The sequence below is a fragment of the Bacteroides eggerthii genome (assembly GCF_025146565.1).
Taxonomy (GTDB): Bacteria; Bacteroidota; Bacteroidia; order Bacteroidales; family Bacteroidaceae; genus Bacteroides; species Bacteroides eggerthii.
The window spans coordinates 2,845,519-2,863,645 of record NZ_CP102258.1 but is presented as its reverse complement, the minus strand read 5'-3'; the positions used below and the strand labels follow the sequence as shown (position 1 = coordinate 2,863,645).

The following is an 18,127-nucleotide window of genomic DNA, read 5'->3' as shown; positions in this document are numbered from 1 at the left end:
ACAAGACTTATTGTAGAAAAAATATTTTTCTTTCCCGGATTTATTTGTAGCTTTGCTCTGTGAAATGCTTTTCATCTATATTATTGTCGGTAGGAATGTTATGCCTGGCAGGTGCGGCATTTATTTCGTGTGTGGGTACAGCTCCTACAAAAGAAGTGCATTTGGTTGACTCCTTAAACCAGGTGGCGTATACTTATCGTTACAAAAATCTGGATTCATCGTATCATGCAGCCTCAAAAGCTTATCAAGAAGTAGGACTTTATAGTCAGGGAAAAGCAGAAGCCTGTAATAATTTGGGTTTCTGTGCCTTCATGCGCATGGACTTTGAGGAGGCGGAGAAATATTACCAGACTGTATACAATCTGACAAAGAATGAGTTGGAACTTCTTGTCGCCGATATAGGGCTGATGAAGATTTATCAGCGGACAGCACTGAACAAAGAGTTTTATGATTACCGGAACAGTGCTCTACGTCGTATGAAACGTATTGCGGAGGATAATAACCTGTTTGCGGACAGGCATGAGAGAATGCGTTTGGCTTATGCAAGATCGGAGTTCTATATTGTATCTGCCATATATTATTATTATTTGCAACAGCGTCCGGAAGCTTTGGCATCCATTAATGAAGTAACAGAAAATGAAGAGCTGGTAAAGGACACCAACCAGTTATTGTATTATCATTATATAAAAGGATCGGCTTCTTTGTGCGATGGAGAAACTCTTGACGAACGTCGTCTGAAAGAGTTTGACGAACTATATACAACCTGGAGACTGGCTTCCCAAAGAGGGTATTTGTATTTTGAGGGCAATGGGGTGCAAGGTTTGGCAAATCTAATGGCTTCATCGGATAATTATGAATTCTTTCAGGGACGGCGCTCGCATGCTTTGAAGCAATTTGGCGAGCCTGTGGATTCTTTACTGCCTATGCGGTTAGGGCAACTGGCTTTGGAGAAGTTCCGGCAATACAATGACATTTACCAGATTGCGGGTGCGTATGTCTCCATTGGAAGGTATTTGAATGCGCATGGAAAGTATAAACAGGCACTTGATACTTTGGCGTGTGCTCTGGAGTGTGTCAACGATCATCATCGCCATTTTTATGATTGCCATGACAGCTTGGATTGGTTGAGAGCTTATGATCGCCGCGATACGATGTATGTGGAGAAGGCGTGGCTACAACAAAAACTGAAAACTGTTCCCGAATGGATTTCAAGGATACGTGAACAATTGAGCGTAACCTATGCCGGATTAGGGATGAAAGAATATTCAGACTACAACAGAAACATATATTTGGATATTTTGGAAGATACCCGTCAGGATAAAGAACTGGAGAGCCGTTATCAGGCACTGGAAAAAGAGGCTGCTCAGTTGAACTTGCTGCTTTTCTTTGTGATTATGGGACTCATTTTGGTATTGATATTCTTTTGGTTCTTTAATAAACGTTCCAAAGCACGTAATAAACTGCATCTGCACCGCCTGCAATCCATGTTGGACATTTGCCAGGGAATAACGGCATCCATCCCCGCTGACGCACAGACCGAAGAAGATATAACGGATGCTATTCTGACAGCAGTACGTCCCGGTCTGAAAAAATTATTCGGAACAGAAGATATATATATTAAGGATAGAAAGATGGCCTTCGCACAGCGCATAGGGAAGGATGAGCAGGCTATGATACAGGTAATCAATCCATATGTCCAGTGGGCACTGGACAACGGAATGACTTCCATCTCTCTTGGCGAGGAACAGCGCAGACTGGAAAAACAACGGTATATTCACGAACAGCATATCGCCGGGAACAAGCGGCAGAATTTGATTAAAAAGGCTTGCCTTTCTATCGTCAATGGTATTCATCCTTATATTGACCGCATCTTGAATGAGGTACATAAACTGGTGCATTTGGGATATATCCATGATGAAGTTATCAAGAATGTGAAATATCAGTATATTGATGAGCTTGTTACTACGATTAATGAGTATAACGATATTTTAGCTTTGTGGATCAAGATGAAGCAGGGTACATTGAGTTTAAATATCGAAACTTTTGAGTTGAACGAACTCTTTGAGCTGTTGAAGAAAGGGAATCGGGCTTTTGAGATGAAGCAGTTGGATTTGGTAGTGAGTCCAACCGACGTTTGTGTAAAAGCAGATAAGGCACTGACTCTTTTTATGATTAATACATTGGCGGAGAATGCACGCAAATATACTCCTAAGGGTGGGACAATAAAGATTTACGCCCGTAAGGAGAATGATTATGTGGAAATATCTGTTGAGGATAATGGGCGCGGTTTGTCTCCGGAAGATGTTGCCCACATCATAGGAGAGAAAATATATGATTCCAAAGCCATCGGCATGAATGATGCACCCAACCGGGAAGAATTGCGGAAAAAGAAAGGCAGTGGGTTTGGATTAATGAATTGTAAAGGCATCATCGAGAAATATAAGAAAACAAATCCGATTTTCAATGTATGCTTATTCAATGTGGAGAGTGCATTAGGAAAAGGAAGCCGTTTCTATTTCAGGTTACCGGTCGGTGTACGCAAAATTATAACAGCGGTGTTGCTTGTGCTCTCTTTGAGCATGGTATCTTGCAGTAGGACAGCCAATAACGATATGTCCCAAGAAGTGCCTGCAGACTCTTTAGTCTCAGCTTTTCAGGAAGAATATGAATTTTTGCTGGATCAGGCTTCTGATTATGCCAATGATGCATATTATTGTAATGTAGAAGGTGAATATGCAATGGCTTTGCAATACATAGATTCTGCAATGATGTGCCTGAATGAGCACTACGGGAAGTATGCCGAAAAACCGCACTGCTATATGACATTAACCGGTAACGACATGCCTGCAGAGTTAGATTGGTGGAACAAAATGTTTAATTCTGATTTTCATGTGATACTGGATCTTCGGAATGAAGCGGCTGTTGCATTCCTTGCTTTGAAACAATGGGATAATTACAGTTATAACAATGGCGCATATACAACCTTGTACAAGTTGCTGGGCGAAGATCAGTCTTTGGAATATTTCTGTCGCGAACTGGAACGCTCCACCAACAATAAAATGGTGAGCATTTTACTCGTTGCTATCCTACTGGTTGCATTATGCTTGGGATATTATATTCTGTATTTTCGCAGGCGATTGGTGAACCGTTGGAATTTGGAACAAGTATTGGAAATTAACAAACAGATTTTCACAGCATCCATAATGCCTACGTCTGAAAATGAAGAAATGCTGCAACGGGAAGAGGATATATTGAAAAATATCCCTCAACAAATTGTGGACAATGCATTCGATGCAGTGAATGAATTATTGGGTATAGAACAGTTGAGTATCGCTGTTTATAACGAGGCCGCCCATAGACTGGAGTATGCATCCAACCCTTTGAAAGAAACGGTGGAGAGCAAATCGACATGGAAAAGTCTGATGCAAAGCAGTTTCGAAGAACAAACCTGTCTGGCAGAAAATGGGATGCAGGCGTTGCCTCTTGTCGTAAAAGCCGGGAGCTCCAGCCGGTGTATAGGAGTGTTGTGTTTGGTGAGAAACGAAGCACAGCAAGAAAGCGATTATTTGCTGCTGGAGTTGATAGCCCGTTACGTTGCGATTGTGATATTTAATGCGGTTGTAAAATTGGCCACAAAATACCGGAATATTGAAACCGCCCAGGATGAAGCACATCGTGCATCGTGGGAAGATAGCCTGCTGCATGTTCAGAATATGGTGCTTGATAATTGCTTGTCTACTATTAAGCATGAAACAATTTATTATCCTAATAGAATTAAGCAGCTGATAGGTAAGCTTCGTTCCGGTAAACTATCGGAGGCGGAGGAACAGGAGACGGTAACGGCTATTAGTGAACTGATAGAGTATTACAAAGGAGTATTCACCATTTTGAGTCAGTGCGCGTCCCGACAACTGGAGGAGGTTACTTTCAGACGTACTGTCATTCCTGTATCCGAGTTATCGGAAGCTGCGGAAAAGTATTTCCGTAAAGTGCGTAAGGGAATTACTGTGCCTGTCATTTTCAAAACGGAGATCGTGAATGAGTCTGTTGTCGGAGATGTAATCCAATTACGTTTTCTGTTGGAGAACTTAATTGATGAAGCTCTGTCAGTACCAGTTTCAGGAAAAATCACCCTGACTTGTGCAGTAGAGGAAGATTTTGTACGTTTCCTTTTTACAGATATGCGACGGGAGAAAACGAGGGAGGAACTGAATCAACTGTTTTATCCGAATCTGACACGTATGACGACAGGCGAAAGAGGTGAATTGTGTGGTACGGAATATCTGATATGCAAACAAATAATTCGCGATCATGACGAGTTTGTCGGAAGGAGAGGATGTCGTATCAATGCAGAACCGTTGGAGAAGGGAGGGTTTGTCGTATACTTTACGCTGCCTCGTTATATAAAGAAAGTTTAGCAGAGAGAATAACTGTTTCTCTTCAGAGCAAATTTGAATAAGTAAGGATGAAAAGAAATAAAATATGGAAGCAAAGAAATTCAAAGTCATCATTGTAGAAGATGTAAAATTGGAGCTAAAAGGTACGGAAGAGATATTCCGGCACGAAATACCGGAAGCGGAAATTATCGGTACTGCCATGACAGAACAGGAGTTCTGGAGCTTAATGGAAGCAGGCGTGCCTGATCTCGTTTTGTTGGATTTGGGATTGGGTGGTTCTACTACTATCGGTGTGGATATTTGCCGTAATATTTTTAAACGTTATCCGGGAGTGTATGTGTTGATCTTCACCGGAGAAATATTGAATGAAAAGTTATGGGTGGATGTCCTTGATGCAGGAGCTGACGGCATCATTCTGAAAACAGGAGAGTTGCTGACAAAAACGGATGTACAAGCCGTTATGGATGGAAAGAAACTTGTCTTTAATTATCCCATATTGGAAAAAATTGTGGAGCGTTTTAAGACTTCTGTCCTAAACGATGCAAAACGGCAGGAGGCTATCATCTGTTACGATATCGACGAATATGATGAACGTTTTCTCCGTCATCTTGCTTTGGGCTACACAAAGGAGATGATTGCCAGTCTGAAAGGAATGCCTTTTGGAGTGAAGTCATTGGAGAAACGACAGAATGATTTAGTAGGACGCCTTTTCTCTGCTTCCGAACGCATAGGGGTGAATGCCACGCGTCTTGTCGTGCGTGCACTTGAACTGCGTATTCTTGATATTGACAATCTGGAAGCAGACGATGAATAACAGCTCTGGAAACTAAACAGCTATGAGAAATAAATGGTGCATGCCCCATCCTGCAACAATGTTCTTCCTGTTGACCTTGGGAATCATTTTTTTGTCGTGGATATTCGATGTCTACGGCTTGAATGTGCGATTGCCCCAGACAGGAGAGGAGATAAGGGTACAAAGTTTGTTGAGCCCGGAAGGTATTCGTTGGTTGTTGCGTCATGTGGTCACAAACTTTACCGGTTTTGCCCCGTTAGGGTTGGTTATTGTGGCGATGTTTGGAATAGGCGTTGCCCAGCATTCAGGATTTATAGACGCGTGTATTCGTAAAGGTCTTCGTAACCAAAGGCATAATCCCTGGCGTATTGTACTCAGTGTTATTGTCTTGGGATTGCTATCTAATGTTGTGGGAGATGCCGGATACATTATATTACTGCCTATCGCCGCAACACTATTTCATTCGGTAGGGTTGCATCCCATAGGCGGAATTATTGTTGCCTATGTATCGGTATCGTGTGGTTATAGCGCTAATATACTTTTGAGTACACTTGATCCCATGCTGGCTGCTACAACACAAGAGGCTGCTGATATGACAAATGTATCAGGCGGACGAATCGGTCCGCTATGTAACTATTATTTCTTTTGTGTATCTACTTTCTTATTAATATTCATTATTTATTATATAACCCGTAAAAAACTATTGCCAAGTTTGGGAAAGTATAATGAAAGTGATGTTTTTCGCGGTTACAAACAATTATCCCGTAAAGAACAGAGAGCTTTATTAGGGGCTGTAATTGTGGGGGTACTTTATGCCGTACTTATCTTATGGGCTACATTTTCATCATGGGGAATTTTGCGAGGAGTTAATGGAGGACTGATTCGTTCGCCATTTATCATTGGTATTCTGTTTTTACTATCTTTGGGTATTGGTCTAATGGGAATGATATATGGATTTGCTTCCGGGCATTATCGTACAGATAGTGATGTGATAGAGGGATTGACGCAACCGATGAAGTTATTGGGTGTATATTTTGTAATCGCTTTTTTCGCTTCTCAGATGTTTGCCTGTTTTGAGTATTCTCATTTAGACAAGTGTATAGCAATAATGGGAGCTAATATGCTTTCTTTAGTCCGATTGGATAATTTGTGGATACTGATATTATTCATCCTATTCACAGCTTTTATAAACCTCATTATGGTATCTTCCACATCGAAATGGGCATTTATGTCTTTCATTTTCATTCCTGTTCTGACCGGCATGGGAGTTTCTCCGGATATGACACAATGTGCTTATCGCATCGGTGATAGTGCAACAAACGCCATTACTCCGTTTATGTTTTATATGCCGCTTGTGCTGACTTATATGCAGCAGTACGATAGGCAATCCACATATGGTTCGTTACTTAAATACACGTGGAGGTATTCATTGGTTATCCTTGTTGCCTGGACTGCTTTATTTGTGCTTTGGTATGTTTGCAAGCTACCGTTAGGGTTGTAATGTCTTGGAAATATATCGTAACCTTTTATAAATCTTTATTTCATCATTTCCTATATATCTTCGTCATGAAGCCTAGTTTTTATATAGAAACATTCTGTCTGTTTGTCCTGTCATTATGAAACCTGAATGGGCTGAATATCATCAATATAAATAGAAAAATCCTATTTGGAAAAACATATACATTTATTGGCTGCATTGTGAATGAATGGTGTGGTTGCATAACTCAATTATATTATAGCTACCAAAGAAAATTGCATGTTTGTAATGAATGTCCATAATATATTACAATGGTAAATAGGGATATTCAGTAAATGTCTCTAAAAAATAAGATGGCATATGAAGATGATAGGGCATGACCACTTCATATGCCATTCTTATTGCCATTTTTCCGTGCTTTCTCACATAATTCTATCCGACAGGACATGACGTTCCGGAAGAAGTCTGATGACCTCTTCTGATTCTGTGAGTAAAATCATATCATGCTGCTTTAGCTGTTTTGTTTCTGATTTTTTCTATCATCAGTATGGCATTTGCCGTATGTATTCCAAAGAAAATCCACAGTATTTCCGTCTTCCTGTTTCCGGCCTTTATCCTTGAGAGCGAGTAATGTTGCTTTTGAGTGCCGAAGCTTCCTTCAAGCCGTGTTGCCCTTTCTTTTGAGAGTTCGCTTCTAAGCACCTTCCTCAAAGGCTCATCTTTGGCCGCCCTTCCCTTGCGCACAAAGGATGTGGATATCCCATATTTTGTACAGAACTTTCTGTTGGCATTATTGGCATATATGGAATCGGCAGCCACACATCTTACCCTTACATTCATAAGCTTCTGCTGCATACGGATACAGTCCTTCAAGCGTATACCCTCATTGAATGCCTTGAACGAGAGGTGTTCTATGAACGATATGCCGTCTATCTGTATATTATTGACCTTTGCACCAAACTCGACGGACTTGGTTTCCTTGCCTCTGACGATGGGACGTACATAATGACGGTCAATGCTGACGATGCGGTCACTGACTTTCCGCCCTTCAAACATTTCCTTTTCTTGTACAAGCACCTTTCTGATGATGGAAAGACGCTTATGATAATCCTGGGTATATCGGAGTAAAGCACCGTACTCGCTATGGATCCCATCCCTTTGACTGAGGAGCTTTTCAAGAAGCTTGATCATACGGCGCTTAAGCATTCTTGTCCTTGAAGCTCTCCTCTTTCTTTTCTTGCAGTAGGACAGATAGGATTCCGCCACATTCCTGTATTTGTTGCGCGGACGCCTTATGCCCAGCTCCCTGCAATGCCGGCATATATGCCTGTAGAGCCATTCGAGGCTTTCCCAAAGGAGTTTCATGTCCGTAGGAAAACGCATGTGGCTTTCATAGCATGTGGCATCGGTCATGCAGACGTGAAGGTTATCAAGATAAGGTTTCCAGTGTGAAGCCAGGAGCTCCTGGAAAGAATCAATGTCAAGGCGGGATGCTATCTCATTACGGATGGCACTGATTATCTTGAAGTTGGTTATGGGAAGGGACGGGGGAATCATAATTCCACAGAAAATCTGGTAGTGTATGTTCCCGTTCAGATGTTCCACCAGTTGCCTGTCGGAGAATCCGGTGTATGCCTTCAGGACCATAAGGGCGATCTTTGCGGAAGGACTGAATCTGTTCCTGCGTCCCAGGCGCCGGGCCGACAGGCCTGCGGCTTTTGCCATACATTCAAACGGAAAGACTGAATGAAGCTTGCCAAGCTCACTCTCATTAAAACTCTTGCGGTATTTTTCCAGAATATCAAATTCTGTAAAACCCAAAGTAGGGTGAATTTCTGAAATATTCACTATCTTTGCCATATCTTATTAGTTTGGATATTTCCCCCGTTTTGGCCGTCAAACCTTATTTTCGGGGGAATACCTAAAGATACAAAAAAGCCAACTAATTCGCAATAATTTGTGTATGAATTAGTTGGCTGATTTTGTAATATTTAATGAATGTCCCTAAATATTATTTGCAAATAATAGCTAAGAAGTCATGGCGATATATTATTTTTGCAAAAAAGGTATTGAATATAATAATACTATAATAATTATTGAAATAAAGATGAAGACAAAATTAATAGAAAGCTTGGATTTTACAGAAGAAGAGTATAATGAAAAAACAGCTGGCGAAGATATTGCTTCTTTCAACGAATTTATAGATGCTGTCATTGCATTTGTAGAACAAAGTGGTGGTACTTTGGAAGATGCAATCGTCATGGCTAACGAGGCTTATTATCAATTGTAGTAAACTGTAATTGATTCTTTCGAGAATTATTTCTGTAGAAATTGCCAATTTGTGGGGGAGTAACTGATCAAACTTTTGATTATGCTGATTCTTCTGGAATTTTTGTGTCATATTAATAGCTGTATTTATCACTCCTTTTAAGAAAAACTTCATATGCTTTCCATAACAAACTGATTTATAAAGCAAAGATAGTAATATTCAACAAATTAAAGAACAAACTAAATAATTAAAGCTATGATTGACTTTCTAACCATCATACTCCTAATATTCGGAGTACCACAAATCATCCTCTTCTTCAAAGTATGGGGAATGACAAATGACATCAAAGAGATAAGGAACAAGTATCTCAAAGACGAGGACGAGAATAGAAGGAGAGAAGCGGAATACGACCCATCTCCCAAAATCAGCGGTGGGGTTAAAACAACAATATAGCCGGAATTATTTCCCGGCTTTTTCTTTCCCTATTCGCAAGTTGTGCAAATGTTGTGCAACAATCATAAAAAGAAAATGCTAACAAGTTATCAATGAACCTATTAGCATTTTATAAAAGTGATTCCGTTGCGATTCGAACGCAAGACCCACGCCTTAGAAGGGCGTTGCTCTATCCAGCTGAGCTACGGAACCATCCTCAATTGCGGTGCAAAGGTACGTTTTTTTATGAAAACTACAAATTTTACATCCAAAATATTTATTGTTTATACTAAAATGATAATCTCAAATCGAAAATATAAGGAGTTGTACTCCTGAGATACAATGCATTATGATGAGGTTGTTAGAATAATTATTGCGTCATTAAGTCTTGTCATTAGCTTATTTACCTTTTTAATGGTGCATAGAAATACTAAAAGATACAATAAAATAATGAAAGAATACAGAGATAAAATAAAATGTTAGAACGTTAAGTTTAACGTTTGCTCTCTTTCTCTGTTATTGCCAAATTCATCATCCCATATAAATTTGACAATAGGTGATGGATTGTGCCTCTCATAGAGTCCGTAATTTGAACTGTGTCAGCTAAGGAAAAGAATAAAATATTAACTTTGCTAACACAGTTTATTTTATGAGTGAAGAATTTGATTTTGAAAGTATCAAGAACAAGGCTCTTGAACAGTTGAAGTCTGGTAAACCCTTGTTAGGTAAGGACGGTGCTTTTGCTCCGTTGTTGGAGAGTATATTAAATGCTGCCCTTGAAGGTGAGATGGACGCTCATCTTTCTGAGGATGAACGCATGAGTGGCAACCGTCGTAATGGCAAGATGCAAAAACAAGTACAGACTTCGATGGGAGAAGTCACCGTATCTACCCCTCGTGACCGTAACTCCACCTTTGAACCCCAGTTCATAAAAAAGCGTGAAACCATTCTTGCAGAAGGTGTTGCAGACCGTATCATCGGACTTTATGCTTTGGGAAACAGCACACGTGAGATAAGTGACTGGATGGAGGAGAACTTGGGTAATCGTGTGTCTGCTGAGACAATTAGCGCCATCACCGATCGTGTACTTCCGGAAATAAAGGCATGGCGTTCCCGTAGCCTGGACAGCGTTTATCCGATAGTCTGGATGGATGCCATCCATTATAAGGTAATGGACGAGAGAGGCTGTGCCGTAACCCGTGCGATTTACAATGTACTGGCTCTGGACAGCGAGGGACATAAGGATCTGTTAGGGATGTATATCTCTAAGAATGAGGGCGCGAACTTCTGGCTGAATGTATTGACAGACTTGCAGACCCGTGGTGTCTGTGACATACTCATAGCTTGTGTTGACGGATTGAAAGGCTTCCCAGACGCTATCCAAAGTGTGTTTCCTGATACTATTGTCCAGCTCTGTATTGTCCATCAGATACGTAACTCCATCAAGTATGTCGGCAGCAAGCACCAAAAAGAGTTCATGAGGGATCTGAAACATGTCTATGGTGCGGTAAATAAGGAATCCGCTGAGACAGGACTTTTTAATCTGGAAGAAAAATGGGGTGAGAAATACCCTATCGTTATCAAGTCTTGGCAGGATAACTGGGAAAGGCTTACTGAATACTTCCAGTTTACGTCGGATATACGACGTATGATTTATACCACGAATACAGTCGAGGGCTATCACCGCCAAGTGCGGAAAGTGACAAAAAACAAGGGCGTGTTCCCTAACGACACCGCCCTTGAAAAGTTGGTTTATCTCGCTTACCGCAACATACGCAAGAAATGGACCATGCCCATAGCCAACTGGGCGGCCATCGCACAACAATTAGCGATAAAGTTTGGAGACAGATTTAAATTGTTGTAACTTTACGCTCGTCGGGAGTGCTGGTGCACCCCCTTGGCGCTGGCCGATCCCCGACCGATGAGCTTGGAAGAAAACGCCGCATGACACAGTTTATTTTACGTCTCCGAATATTTGTGCATTTAGTTCTACTCTTTTTTCATGTATGGTGTGATTCCACTCGGTTTCACGCTTTTTTATGTCTTTTCCTTTCCTTTTTACGACAATGGAATGATTGTCGTGTATTCCACCTCTAATTATTCCCCTTTCACCCAGTTACTTCTTACTTTTATACCGTATTCGTGACATCAAGACGGTTGTCACGAATGGAGAACTTAAATATTTACTAATCACCTGTATTGGTCGTATTTTTACTTTCGCAAATTGAATTTCAAATTTAATAATTCATACGGTATGAAAGAAAAAATCTTAGTAGCACTAAAAACGAAGTATAAAACCTTTGGGTTTGGTGATAAAGCGTTTGACGGGGTGGCTGACTATTTATCTAAAACCGTAGCTGAAGAAAGTCAAATAGAAACCGCTATTAGTGGGGGCGAAGGACTTTTAAAAGCTTTTCAAGAGGACATTGATACTGTTAGAAACGAAAAATCGGGTCTACAAAAGCAATTGGACGAATTGAAAACGAAAATCGAGAATCCTAATTCTAATCCTGGCCCAAATCCAAAACCGGAAGATAAGGCAGACATGGCAACCATCATTGCGAATGCAGTGAGTGCTGCTGTCAAGCCTCTTTCCGATGAACTCGCTCAGTTTAAGGCTGAGAAGTTACAGGCTACCCGACAGGAGCAGATTCTTGCAAAGGCTAAGGAGTATGGTATTCCCGAAAACTACGCTAAGGGGTGCGCCATCAAGGACGATGAGGACTTGGATGTTTATTTCAAGGACTTGATACAGGAGTTCGCAAATGACGGCTTCAAAGGCGTAACCCCTCCCGAATCAGCAGAAACGAAGATTGAGAAAGAATCTGAATCTATCGCTAATATGATTGATGAGGGACCGAAAACTATTGTTGAACAAAACAAAAATTAATTATGTCAGCAGGATTTAAGTATGACTTGGCTCCGCCTATTGAACAAGAGGAACGCTACGATGTCCAGACTAGTATTCGTAGACGTGGCTCGTTCAAACTCGACACGCAGAACCTTGTCGTGGGAAGTTTTCTTCCCGGATTTACACCGATTTGTGCGGACTTGAAAAACAAGTTCTCTTATGCGGTAATCAATGTGAGAGTTGTAGAAGCCTATACCACTGATGGAAAGGCTTTGTCTATCAAAGTAGCCAAGAACTCTTTGGCTTATGTGGGCATGTTTGTTGGAAGCGGTACGAAAGGTGCGGAAGTAACGGCTATCGACAAAACCAACAAGAAATATGACGTATTGACCATTAAGGCTGCTTTCGGTGAAAATATCGCCAAAGATGCCGTATTATTCAATGCGGTTGCAGTTGATGGTTTAAATCAAAAGCATGTAGCTAATTCGGCCTTGTTCAACCGTACAAAGGTTGAGGACGGAATTACACTGGTTTCATTGCTTCGTACAGCCGCAGAAGTTGAGCCTTCAAAATTGGTTATGCCGTTCTCCGAGAACGATAAAGCCAACATGAAGGGATGGTTTGAATTTAACGAGTAAGGAGGTAGGATATGTTTTTAACGATTCAAACATTAAAGTAAAAGCCGAAAAAATCTGGCTTTACTTCTCGGCAATTTATACGTGAATTAATTGAAGTCTAATAACTTTTCGCATAAATCACGTAAATCATACCTCAGTTCAGATATATTTTCACTACACTTCTGTGTAATTTGTATCACTTCATTTAGAGCCATATCTTCTAACTCTTTGTTGGCTTCATTTGCAATTAAGTTACTTTGTGCAAGTCGGTATGTACCATGGTTTCTCGTTATTATTCGAACTTTGTCGTAAAAATTTGGTGTATACACGCATACTAAACTATCTAATCTATGAAGTTTCTTTTTATCTCTTTTATAGTTCTCATTATTTTGGATAATAGATGCTTTTTTTGTTGTATCTATAGAGCTTGAAGTCAAAGAAATAGCATCCTCAAAATAATTTAATAATTTAACAATCTCAACAATTGCATTAATTTTGTCTTGATTCTGTTTATATCGTTTTTCATCTTCTTTGAGATAGACTTCTTGTTTAAATTTGTCCTTTTCTCTTTTTCGTTGTGCTATATTATTAATAATTACACCCAAGAAGGTCAAGAGAACTCCTATAATTACACCACTGAAACCTATAATTGCTACTTGAATATTTGTGTCATGAAAGTTCATTTGTTGTATTTTTTTAAAAGCCTACACTCGGTTTACGACCTATGCAAGCGTTTGGTGGTTATAAAGCTAATAAAATTAGTATTCGGATAAAGAAATTAGTAGATATTAATAAACCAAAGCCAATAATTGTTTTTGTAATTTTATTATGTTGATAAATAGGGTATTTTAAAATTCCTCCATATACAAACTGATGCGCCACTTTTTTAGCCATCCAATATCCTATTCCTATTAGTACAGCTCCAATTCCGAGTCCAAGCACATATCTCCTTTCAATAGGCGCCTATTCTTCCAATGTTCTGATTTAAGTAACTCGGGGTAACTCTTCTTGGAGTTTGTAGAATCATCTTTGTAATTGTTGTCTTCAGTCATCATATTATTAGAGTTTATTTCAATTACCATAAAACAGCTATAGGTTTGCAACCCATTTTTTCGGATTTCGTGTGAGACCAAGTAGTCAATGGTAATACCGGAAAACTCAAATTCGAATATAAATTTACATACTCAAATTTTACCAGTATCTGACACGTAGCTTGAATGTACTTGCCGAATCGTTCAATATCAATCAAAAGGTGGGATACTATTCTGCCCGCAAAACCTTTGCCCATTTCGCCTTTGAGCTTGCATCTCGGATGGGTTATAGGAATCACTTATTTTATATAATCTAACTTCACCACAATAACCCTTATTTTTTGGTCTGTAAGATCTGTTTTGATTTTGGCGATATGCCAATCATCCGGAAAGAAAATAAAAAACTTGTCAGGTGTCGAATCATAGAAAAGAGTTTTATTGTTATCGTATTCATAATGGATTACATCAGGACGATATTGAGAATTAGACTTACTTGTTTCATGGTCTATGATACCGAAACGTTCAGTACCTTTTACTACAAATTGGAAATCAATATGCTTATAATGGCTCTCGCTTTTACGCTTCGATAAATCACCGTTCTCGCTGTCCTCTACGCTGGCAATAAGTTTTGTACCCTCAATAGTATATTTCCCTTTCTCTATTGTAAGCAAATCACGAGTCGAAAGCCACTTAAACATTGCCTTCCACTGTTCAGGATTCTTTTTATATTGAGTATAGAATTCCACGACATTCACACTTTCATGCGGTGTAGCCATTTTGAAACCATTGCGCCATTTTCCGCTGTTAACCCATTTCAAAGCTTTCTTCTCCAAAGCTTTATCAGTACAAGGCTTGGTATAAACTCCCTGTGCAAAAACCATGACAGCAAAAATCATCATGGCAAAAAAAACAAACTGCCTTTTCATAATTTTGTTATGTCACTATTTATATATCAAAATACCATTAGCATATAGAGAATATGCAAAAGTACTTAAAACATGATGAATAACCAAAAAGAAGATACCATGAGTTATGGCATAACTGGGCTGTTGGTCATGTTTTGGCCTATTTTTTATTTTGTATAGCTGCAATATTCCCTATAACAACACATTCGGGATGGTATAAAAGAGTGATAAGAAAAGGAATCGGTAAAAAAAGTAAAATTACGGTAACGCTGTCGATTTTATTCTTGCTTGTATTGGTTACAGGAATTATTTTATTGGGAGTGAACGGAGCAAACGGAGCAAATTCCGATATGGGATTATGGTACTATAAAAATAAGAATTTCCATACTCTGTCAGTTTCTTTGTTTACGTAAAATAACACTTGTTACTACTACCGTAAAAAACCCAAAAAAGGTAAAAAGGTTTTGCTTCTACGTTGTAGGCTGTTAACTTTGAAATATCAATATTTAAAATCATAAAAGCATATGAAAAAATTAATCTTATCTCTTGCACTTTGTTGTGCAGCTACTAATTTCTTTGCGCAGAATACCGACCCTGCACAATTGGTCAATGAAGGTAAAGCCGCACTTGAATCTAAGAATTATCAACTGGCATTCACAAAATTCAGCACTTATTTGACACAGACAAATAACCAAGACTCTGTAATTGCTTTTAACTGCGGTGTTTGCGCCGATAAAATTAAGAAGCCTGCCGATGCTTTGAAATACTTTGATATAGCTGTACAGAAAAAGTATAACTTAGCCAATGCCTATATTGGTAAAGCCGGTGCATTGAAGGACTTGAAGAAAAATGATGAATATGTTGCTACTCTGAAAGAAGGCCTGGAAGCAGTCCCGGGAAATAAGACCTTAACAAGAATGTATGCTACTTATTACGTGAATCAAGGTATTGTTGCACAAAAAGCTAAAAAGGTTGATGAGGCAGAAGGTGCTTTCAAACAAGCTCTTGCAATCCAGCCGGATAATGTAAACGCCCTCAATAGCTTAGGAGTATTGCTTTACAGTCAAGGCGCCGCTACATTGAATACAGATGCTGAAAAGGCAAAAGGACAATTCAAAGAGTCCAAGGAGTATCTGGAAAAACTTATTCCATTGTTGTCTCCGAGCAAACCGGCTCAAAAGAAAATGATAGACAATGCCAATACAATGCTGAACTTTATAAATACTCAGTTATAAAACTCACATACATAAAACATGAAAGAGAGACAGTCCAATCAAGGTCTGTCTCTCTTTTTATCATACTCTGTTTTTGTTCTTCAATTATTTACTTCTCTTTAAAACCATTGCTGTTCGCGCCGGAATATAGAGTTTCAGCCATTCTTTCTTATCTTTCTTGTACAAAGGATCTGAAAGGGTGAAATGCTTCACTGTGTCATCAGTCAGTCCATAGCCACCATAATCCGGATTATCGGTATTCAATATAACCTCATAAGAACCGGCAGGAACCAAGAATCCATAATCGGTGAAAGACTGCTTGGGATTAAAGTTAAATACAAATACTAAATCCTTACGCATATACGCCAATACCTGATCTCCGTCATTATGCCATATTTCCTGAACCGGCGTAGCTTGGAAATTTTTCATACTTTTGATAACTTCCAACATGGCGCAATCAAAATCACCCAGATAATGATATGCCAAATTTTTATTATCTACCAAATCCCATTGACGGCGGGCATATTTGCACGACCAACCATTACCTTCACGAGGAAAGTCTATCCATTCGGGGTGACCGAACTCATTACCCATGAAGTTAAGATAACCGCCATTGATAGTCGTTGCCGTCAACAGACGTATCATCTTGTGTAAGGCGATGCCACGATTTACAGTATAGTTTTCATCACCCTTCTGCATGTGCCAGTACATATCGGCATCTATCAGACGGAAAACAATCGTTTTGTCACCAACTAATGCCTGATCATGACTTTCCGCATAAGATATTGTTTTCTCATCCTGACGACGGTTGGTCACTTCCCAAAACATGCTGGAGGGTTTCCAGTCTTCATCTATTTTTTCCTTGATAGTTTTGATCCAATAGTCGGGAATATTCATCGCCATGCGATAATCAAAGCCATAGCCGCCATCCTCGAATTTTGCAGCCAGTCCCGGCATTCCCGATACCTCTTCGGCAATGGTAATTGCTTTAGGATTAACTTGATGAATCAGGCGGTTGGCAAGTGTCAGATAGCAAATGGCATTGTCGTCCTGATGGCCATTGAAATAGTCTCCATAGTTGCAGAATGCTTCGCCTAAACCATGGCTATAATACAGCATTGAAGTCACGCCATCGAAGCGAAAACCGTCAAAGTGATACTCTTCCATCCAATATTTACAGTTGGACAGCAAAAAATGAATAACTTCATTTTTTCCATAGTCAAAGCAAAGCGAATCCCATGCCGGATGTTCACGACGGGCACCCGGATAGAAATACTGGTTCGGATCACCGGCAAAGTTACCCAGCCCTTCTACTTCATTCTTCACTGCATGGGAGTGAACGATGTCCATGATAACAGCGATACCCATGCTATGGGCTGTGTCAATGAGTTCTTTCAGTTCGTCCGGAGTACCGAAGCGGGAAGAAGCAGCAAAGAAACTTGATACGTGATACCCGAAACTGCCGTAATATGGATGCTCCTGAATAGCCATAATCTGGATACAGTTATATCCATCCTTTACGATGCGTGGAAGAATCTTTTCCTGAAACTCTCTGTAACTGCCGACTTTTTCCTCTTGTTGCGCCATACCGATATGACATTCATAAATCAACAATGGATTAGTGGCGGGCTTGAAAGTTTTCTTTTTCATCTTATACGGTTTCTCCGGCGACCATACCTGTGCACTGAAGATTTTGGTTTGTTCATCTTGAACAACCCGATTTGCCCATGCCGGAATACGTTCGCCGCAGCCACCGTCCCAATGCACCATTAGTTTGTATAAGTCACCATGCTTCATGGCGCCGGCCGGTAGTTTTATTTCCCAGTTTCCGTTTGCTTTACGTTTCAGGCTGTATTTTTTCTCCTCTTTCCAGTCATTAAACGTTCCAACCAAGAAAATCTGAGTGGCATTGGGAGCCCATTCGCGGAAAACCCAGCCTTCATCAGTGCGATGCAGGCCAAAATAAAGATAGCCGGACGCAAAATCCGATAATGTTTGTTTTCCTTTGTTGGTTAATTCCGCTTCTTTTTCAGTAGCATGTTTATGACGTCCGTTTATGGCATCTGCGTAAGGCTCCAGCCAAGGATCGTTCTTAATCAAATTCAATGTTTCCATAAAGGATTAATTTGAGGTATTTGATA

The 18,127-nt window shown here is 40.0% G+C and carries 14 protein-coding genes and 1 tRNA gene; 9 read left to right on the top strand and 6 right to left on the bottom strand.

Annotated features, from left to right (window positions below):
• Positions 1 to 95 precede the first annotated feature (95 nt).
• From NQ546_RS11830 to NQ546_RS11820, 3 genes are all read left to right on the top strand, one after another.
• Positions 96 to 4,418, top strand: a complete 4,323-nt coding sequence (locus NQ546_RS11830) for a DUF5113 domain-containing protein (RefSeq protein ID WP_004290911.1) — start codon at positions 96 to 98, stop codon at positions 4,416 to 4,418.
• Between the two features lie 64 nt (positions 4,419 to 4,482).
• The gene (locus NQ546_RS11825) at positions 4,483 to 5,211 is read left to right on the top strand and encodes a DUF5932 domain-containing protein (protein ID WP_004290912.1); all 729 of its coding nucleotides are present in this window, start codon (positions 4,483 to 4,485) and stop codon (positions 5,209 to 5,211) included.
• A gap of 22 nt (positions 5,212 to 5,233) precedes the next feature.
• Complete coding sequence (locus NQ546_RS11820) at positions 5,234 to 6,691, top strand: AbgT family transporter (protein ID WP_085959453.1); 1,458 nt, start codon at positions 5,234 to 5,236, stop codon at positions 6,689 to 6,691.
• Positions 6,692 to 7,168: 477 nt separating this feature from the next.
• Here the strand turns inward: NQ546_RS11820 and NQ546_RS11815 are convergent, their stop codons facing one another.
• Complete coding sequence (locus NQ546_RS11815; protein WP_004292408.1) at positions 7,169 to 8,527, bottom strand: transposase; 1,359 nt, start codon at positions 8,525 to 8,527, stop codon at positions 7,169 to 7,171.
• 247 nt (positions 8,528 to 8,774) lie between these two features.
• Here NQ546_RS11815 and NQ546_RS11810 point away from each other — a divergent pair, with 247 nt between their 5' ends.
• Both NQ546_RS11810 and NQ546_RS11805 read left to right on the top strand, forming a co-directional pair.
• Positions 8,775 to 8,957: a hypothetical protein gene (locus tag NQ546_RS11810; RefSeq protein ID WP_229093288.1), complete on the top strand. Its 183-nt coding sequence runs from the start codon at positions 8,775 to 8,777 to the stop codon at positions 8,955 to 8,957.
• 234 nt (positions 8,958 to 9,191) lie between these two features.
• Entirely contained in the window at positions 9,192 to 9,389 is a 198-nt protein-coding gene (locus NQ546_RS11805; RefSeq protein WP_004290915.1) for a hypothetical protein, read from the top strand.
• A gap of 118 nt (positions 9,390 to 9,507) precedes the next feature.
• Here the strand turns inward: NQ546_RS11805 and NQ546_RS11800 are convergent.
• A tRNA-Arg gene (locus tag NQ546_RS11800) sits at positions 9,508 to 9,581 on the bottom strand.
• 436 nt (positions 9,582 to 10,017) lie between these two features.
• Between NQ546_RS11800 and NQ546_RS11795 the strand changes: the two genes are divergently transcribed.
• The 3 genes from NQ546_RS11795 (at position 10,018) to NQ546_RS11785 (ending at position 12,857) form a co-directional block, all read left to right on the top strand.
• A complete protein-coding gene (locus tag NQ546_RS11795; RefSeq protein ID WP_004292403.1) occupies positions 10,018 to 11,232 on the top strand; it encodes an IS256 family transposase in 1,215 nt (404 codons plus the stop codon).
• A gap of 390 nt (positions 11,233 to 11,622) precedes the next feature.
• Complete coding sequence (locus tag NQ546_RS11790; RefSeq protein WP_004290917.1) at positions 11,623 to 12,258, top strand: hypothetical protein; 636 nt, start codon at positions 11,623 to 11,625, stop codon at positions 12,256 to 12,258.
• Between the two features lie 2 nt (positions 12,259 to 12,260).
• The gene (locus NQ546_RS11785) at positions 12,261 to 12,857 is read left to right on the top strand and encodes a head fiber protein (RefSeq protein WP_004290918.1); all 597 of its coding nucleotides are present in this window, start codon (positions 12,261 to 12,263) and stop codon (positions 12,855 to 12,857) included.
• Positions 12,858 to 12,943: 86 nt separating this feature from the next.
• On the opposite strand, the gene NQ546_RS11780 is transcribed toward NQ546_RS11785, so the two are convergent.
• The 3 genes from NQ546_RS11780 to NQ546_RS11770 form a co-directional block, all read right to left on the bottom strand.
• Positions 12,944 to 13,519, bottom strand: coding sequence for a hypothetical protein (locus NQ546_RS11780; protein ID WP_004290919.1), 576 nt, complete (start codon positions 13,517 to 13,519; stop codon positions 12,944 to 12,946).
• 58 nt (positions 13,520 to 13,577) lie between these two features.
• A complete protein-coding gene (locus NQ546_RS11775; protein ID WP_147293905.1) occupies positions 13,578 to 13,778 on the bottom strand; it encodes a hypothetical protein in 201 nt (66 codons plus the stop codon).
• A gap of 388 nt (positions 13,779 to 14,166) precedes the next feature.
• A complete protein-coding gene (locus tag NQ546_RS11770) occupies positions 14,167 to 14,793 on the bottom strand; it encodes a YhcH/YjgK/YiaL family protein (RefSeq protein ID WP_004290923.1) in 627 nt (208 codons plus the stop codon).
• Between the two features lie 503 nt (positions 14,794 to 15,296).
• On the opposite strand from NQ546_RS11770, the gene NQ546_RS11765 reads away from it, so the two are divergent.
• Positions 15,297 to 16,007 carry a tetratricopeptide repeat protein gene (locus tag NQ546_RS11765; protein ID WP_004290925.1) on the top strand — a complete coding sequence of 237 codons (711 nt, stop codon included), beginning with the start codon at positions 15,297 to 15,299 and terminating at the stop codon, positions 16,005 to 16,007.
• Between the two features lie 84 nt (positions 16,008 to 16,091).
• Here the strand turns inward: NQ546_RS11765 and NQ546_RS11760 are convergent, their stop codons facing one another.
• Complete coding sequence (locus tag NQ546_RS11760; RefSeq protein WP_004290926.1) at positions 16,092 to 18,101, bottom strand: alpha amylase C-terminal domain-containing protein; 2,010 nt, start codon at positions 18,099 to 18,101, stop codon at positions 16,092 to 16,094.
• Positions 18,102 to 18,127 lie beyond the last annotated feature (26 nt).

What these genes read in the sequence shown, in the direction of transcription:
- NQ546_RS11780 (WP_004290919.1), bottom strand. Translation starts at nt 13,519, where the DNA reads ATGAACTTTCATGACACAAATATTCAAGTAGCAATTATAGGTTTCAGT.
- NQ546_RS11805 (WP_004290915.1), top strand. Translation starts at nt 9,192, where the DNA reads ATGATTGACTTTCTAACCATCATACTCCTAATATTCGGAGTACCACAA.
- NQ546_RS11770 (WP_004290923.1), bottom strand. Translation starts at nt 14,793, where the DNA reads ATGAAAAGGCAGTTTGTTTTTTTTGCCATGATGATTTTTGCTGTCATG.
- NQ546_RS11825 (WP_004290912.1), top strand. Translation starts at nt 4,483, where the DNA reads ATGGAAGCAAAGAAATTCAAAGTCATCATTGTAGAAGATGTAAAATTG.
- NQ546_RS11765 (WP_004290925.1), top strand. Translation starts at nt 15,297, where the DNA reads ATGAAAAAATTAATCTTATCTCTTGCACTTTGTTGTGCAGCTACTAAT.
- NQ546_RS11790 (WP_004290917.1), top strand. Translation starts at nt 11,623, where the DNA reads ATGAAAGAAAAAATCTTAGTAGCACTAAAAACGAAGTATAAAACCTTT.
- NQ546_RS11760 (WP_004290926.1), bottom strand. Translation starts at nt 18,101, where the DNA reads ATGGAAACATTGAATTTGATTAAGAACGATCCTTGGCTGGAGCCTTAC.
- NQ546_RS11810 (WP_229093288.1), top strand. Translation starts at nt 8,775, where the DNA reads ATGAAGACAAAATTAATAGAAAGCTTGGATTTTACAGAAGAAGAGTAT.
- NQ546_RS11795 (WP_004292403.1), top strand. Translation starts at nt 10,018, where the DNA reads ATGAGTGAAGAATTTGATTTTGAAAGTATCAAGAACAAGGCTCTTGAA.
- NQ546_RS11820 (WP_085959453.1), top strand. Translation starts at nt 5,234, where the DNA reads ATGAGAAATAAATGGTGCATGCCCCATCCTGCAACAATGTTCTTCCTG.
- NQ546_RS11785 (WP_004290918.1), top strand. Translation starts at nt 12,261, where the DNA reads ATGTCAGCAGGATTTAAGTATGACTTGGCTCCGCCTATTGAACAAGAG.
- NQ546_RS11830 (WP_004290911.1), top strand. Translation starts at nt 96, where the DNA reads ATGTTATGCCTGGCAGGTGCGGCATTTATTTCGTGTGTGGGTACAGCT.
- NQ546_RS11815 (WP_004292408.1), bottom strand. Translation starts at nt 8,527, where the DNA reads ATGGCAAAGATAGTGAATATTTCAGAAATTCACCCTACTTTGGGTTTT.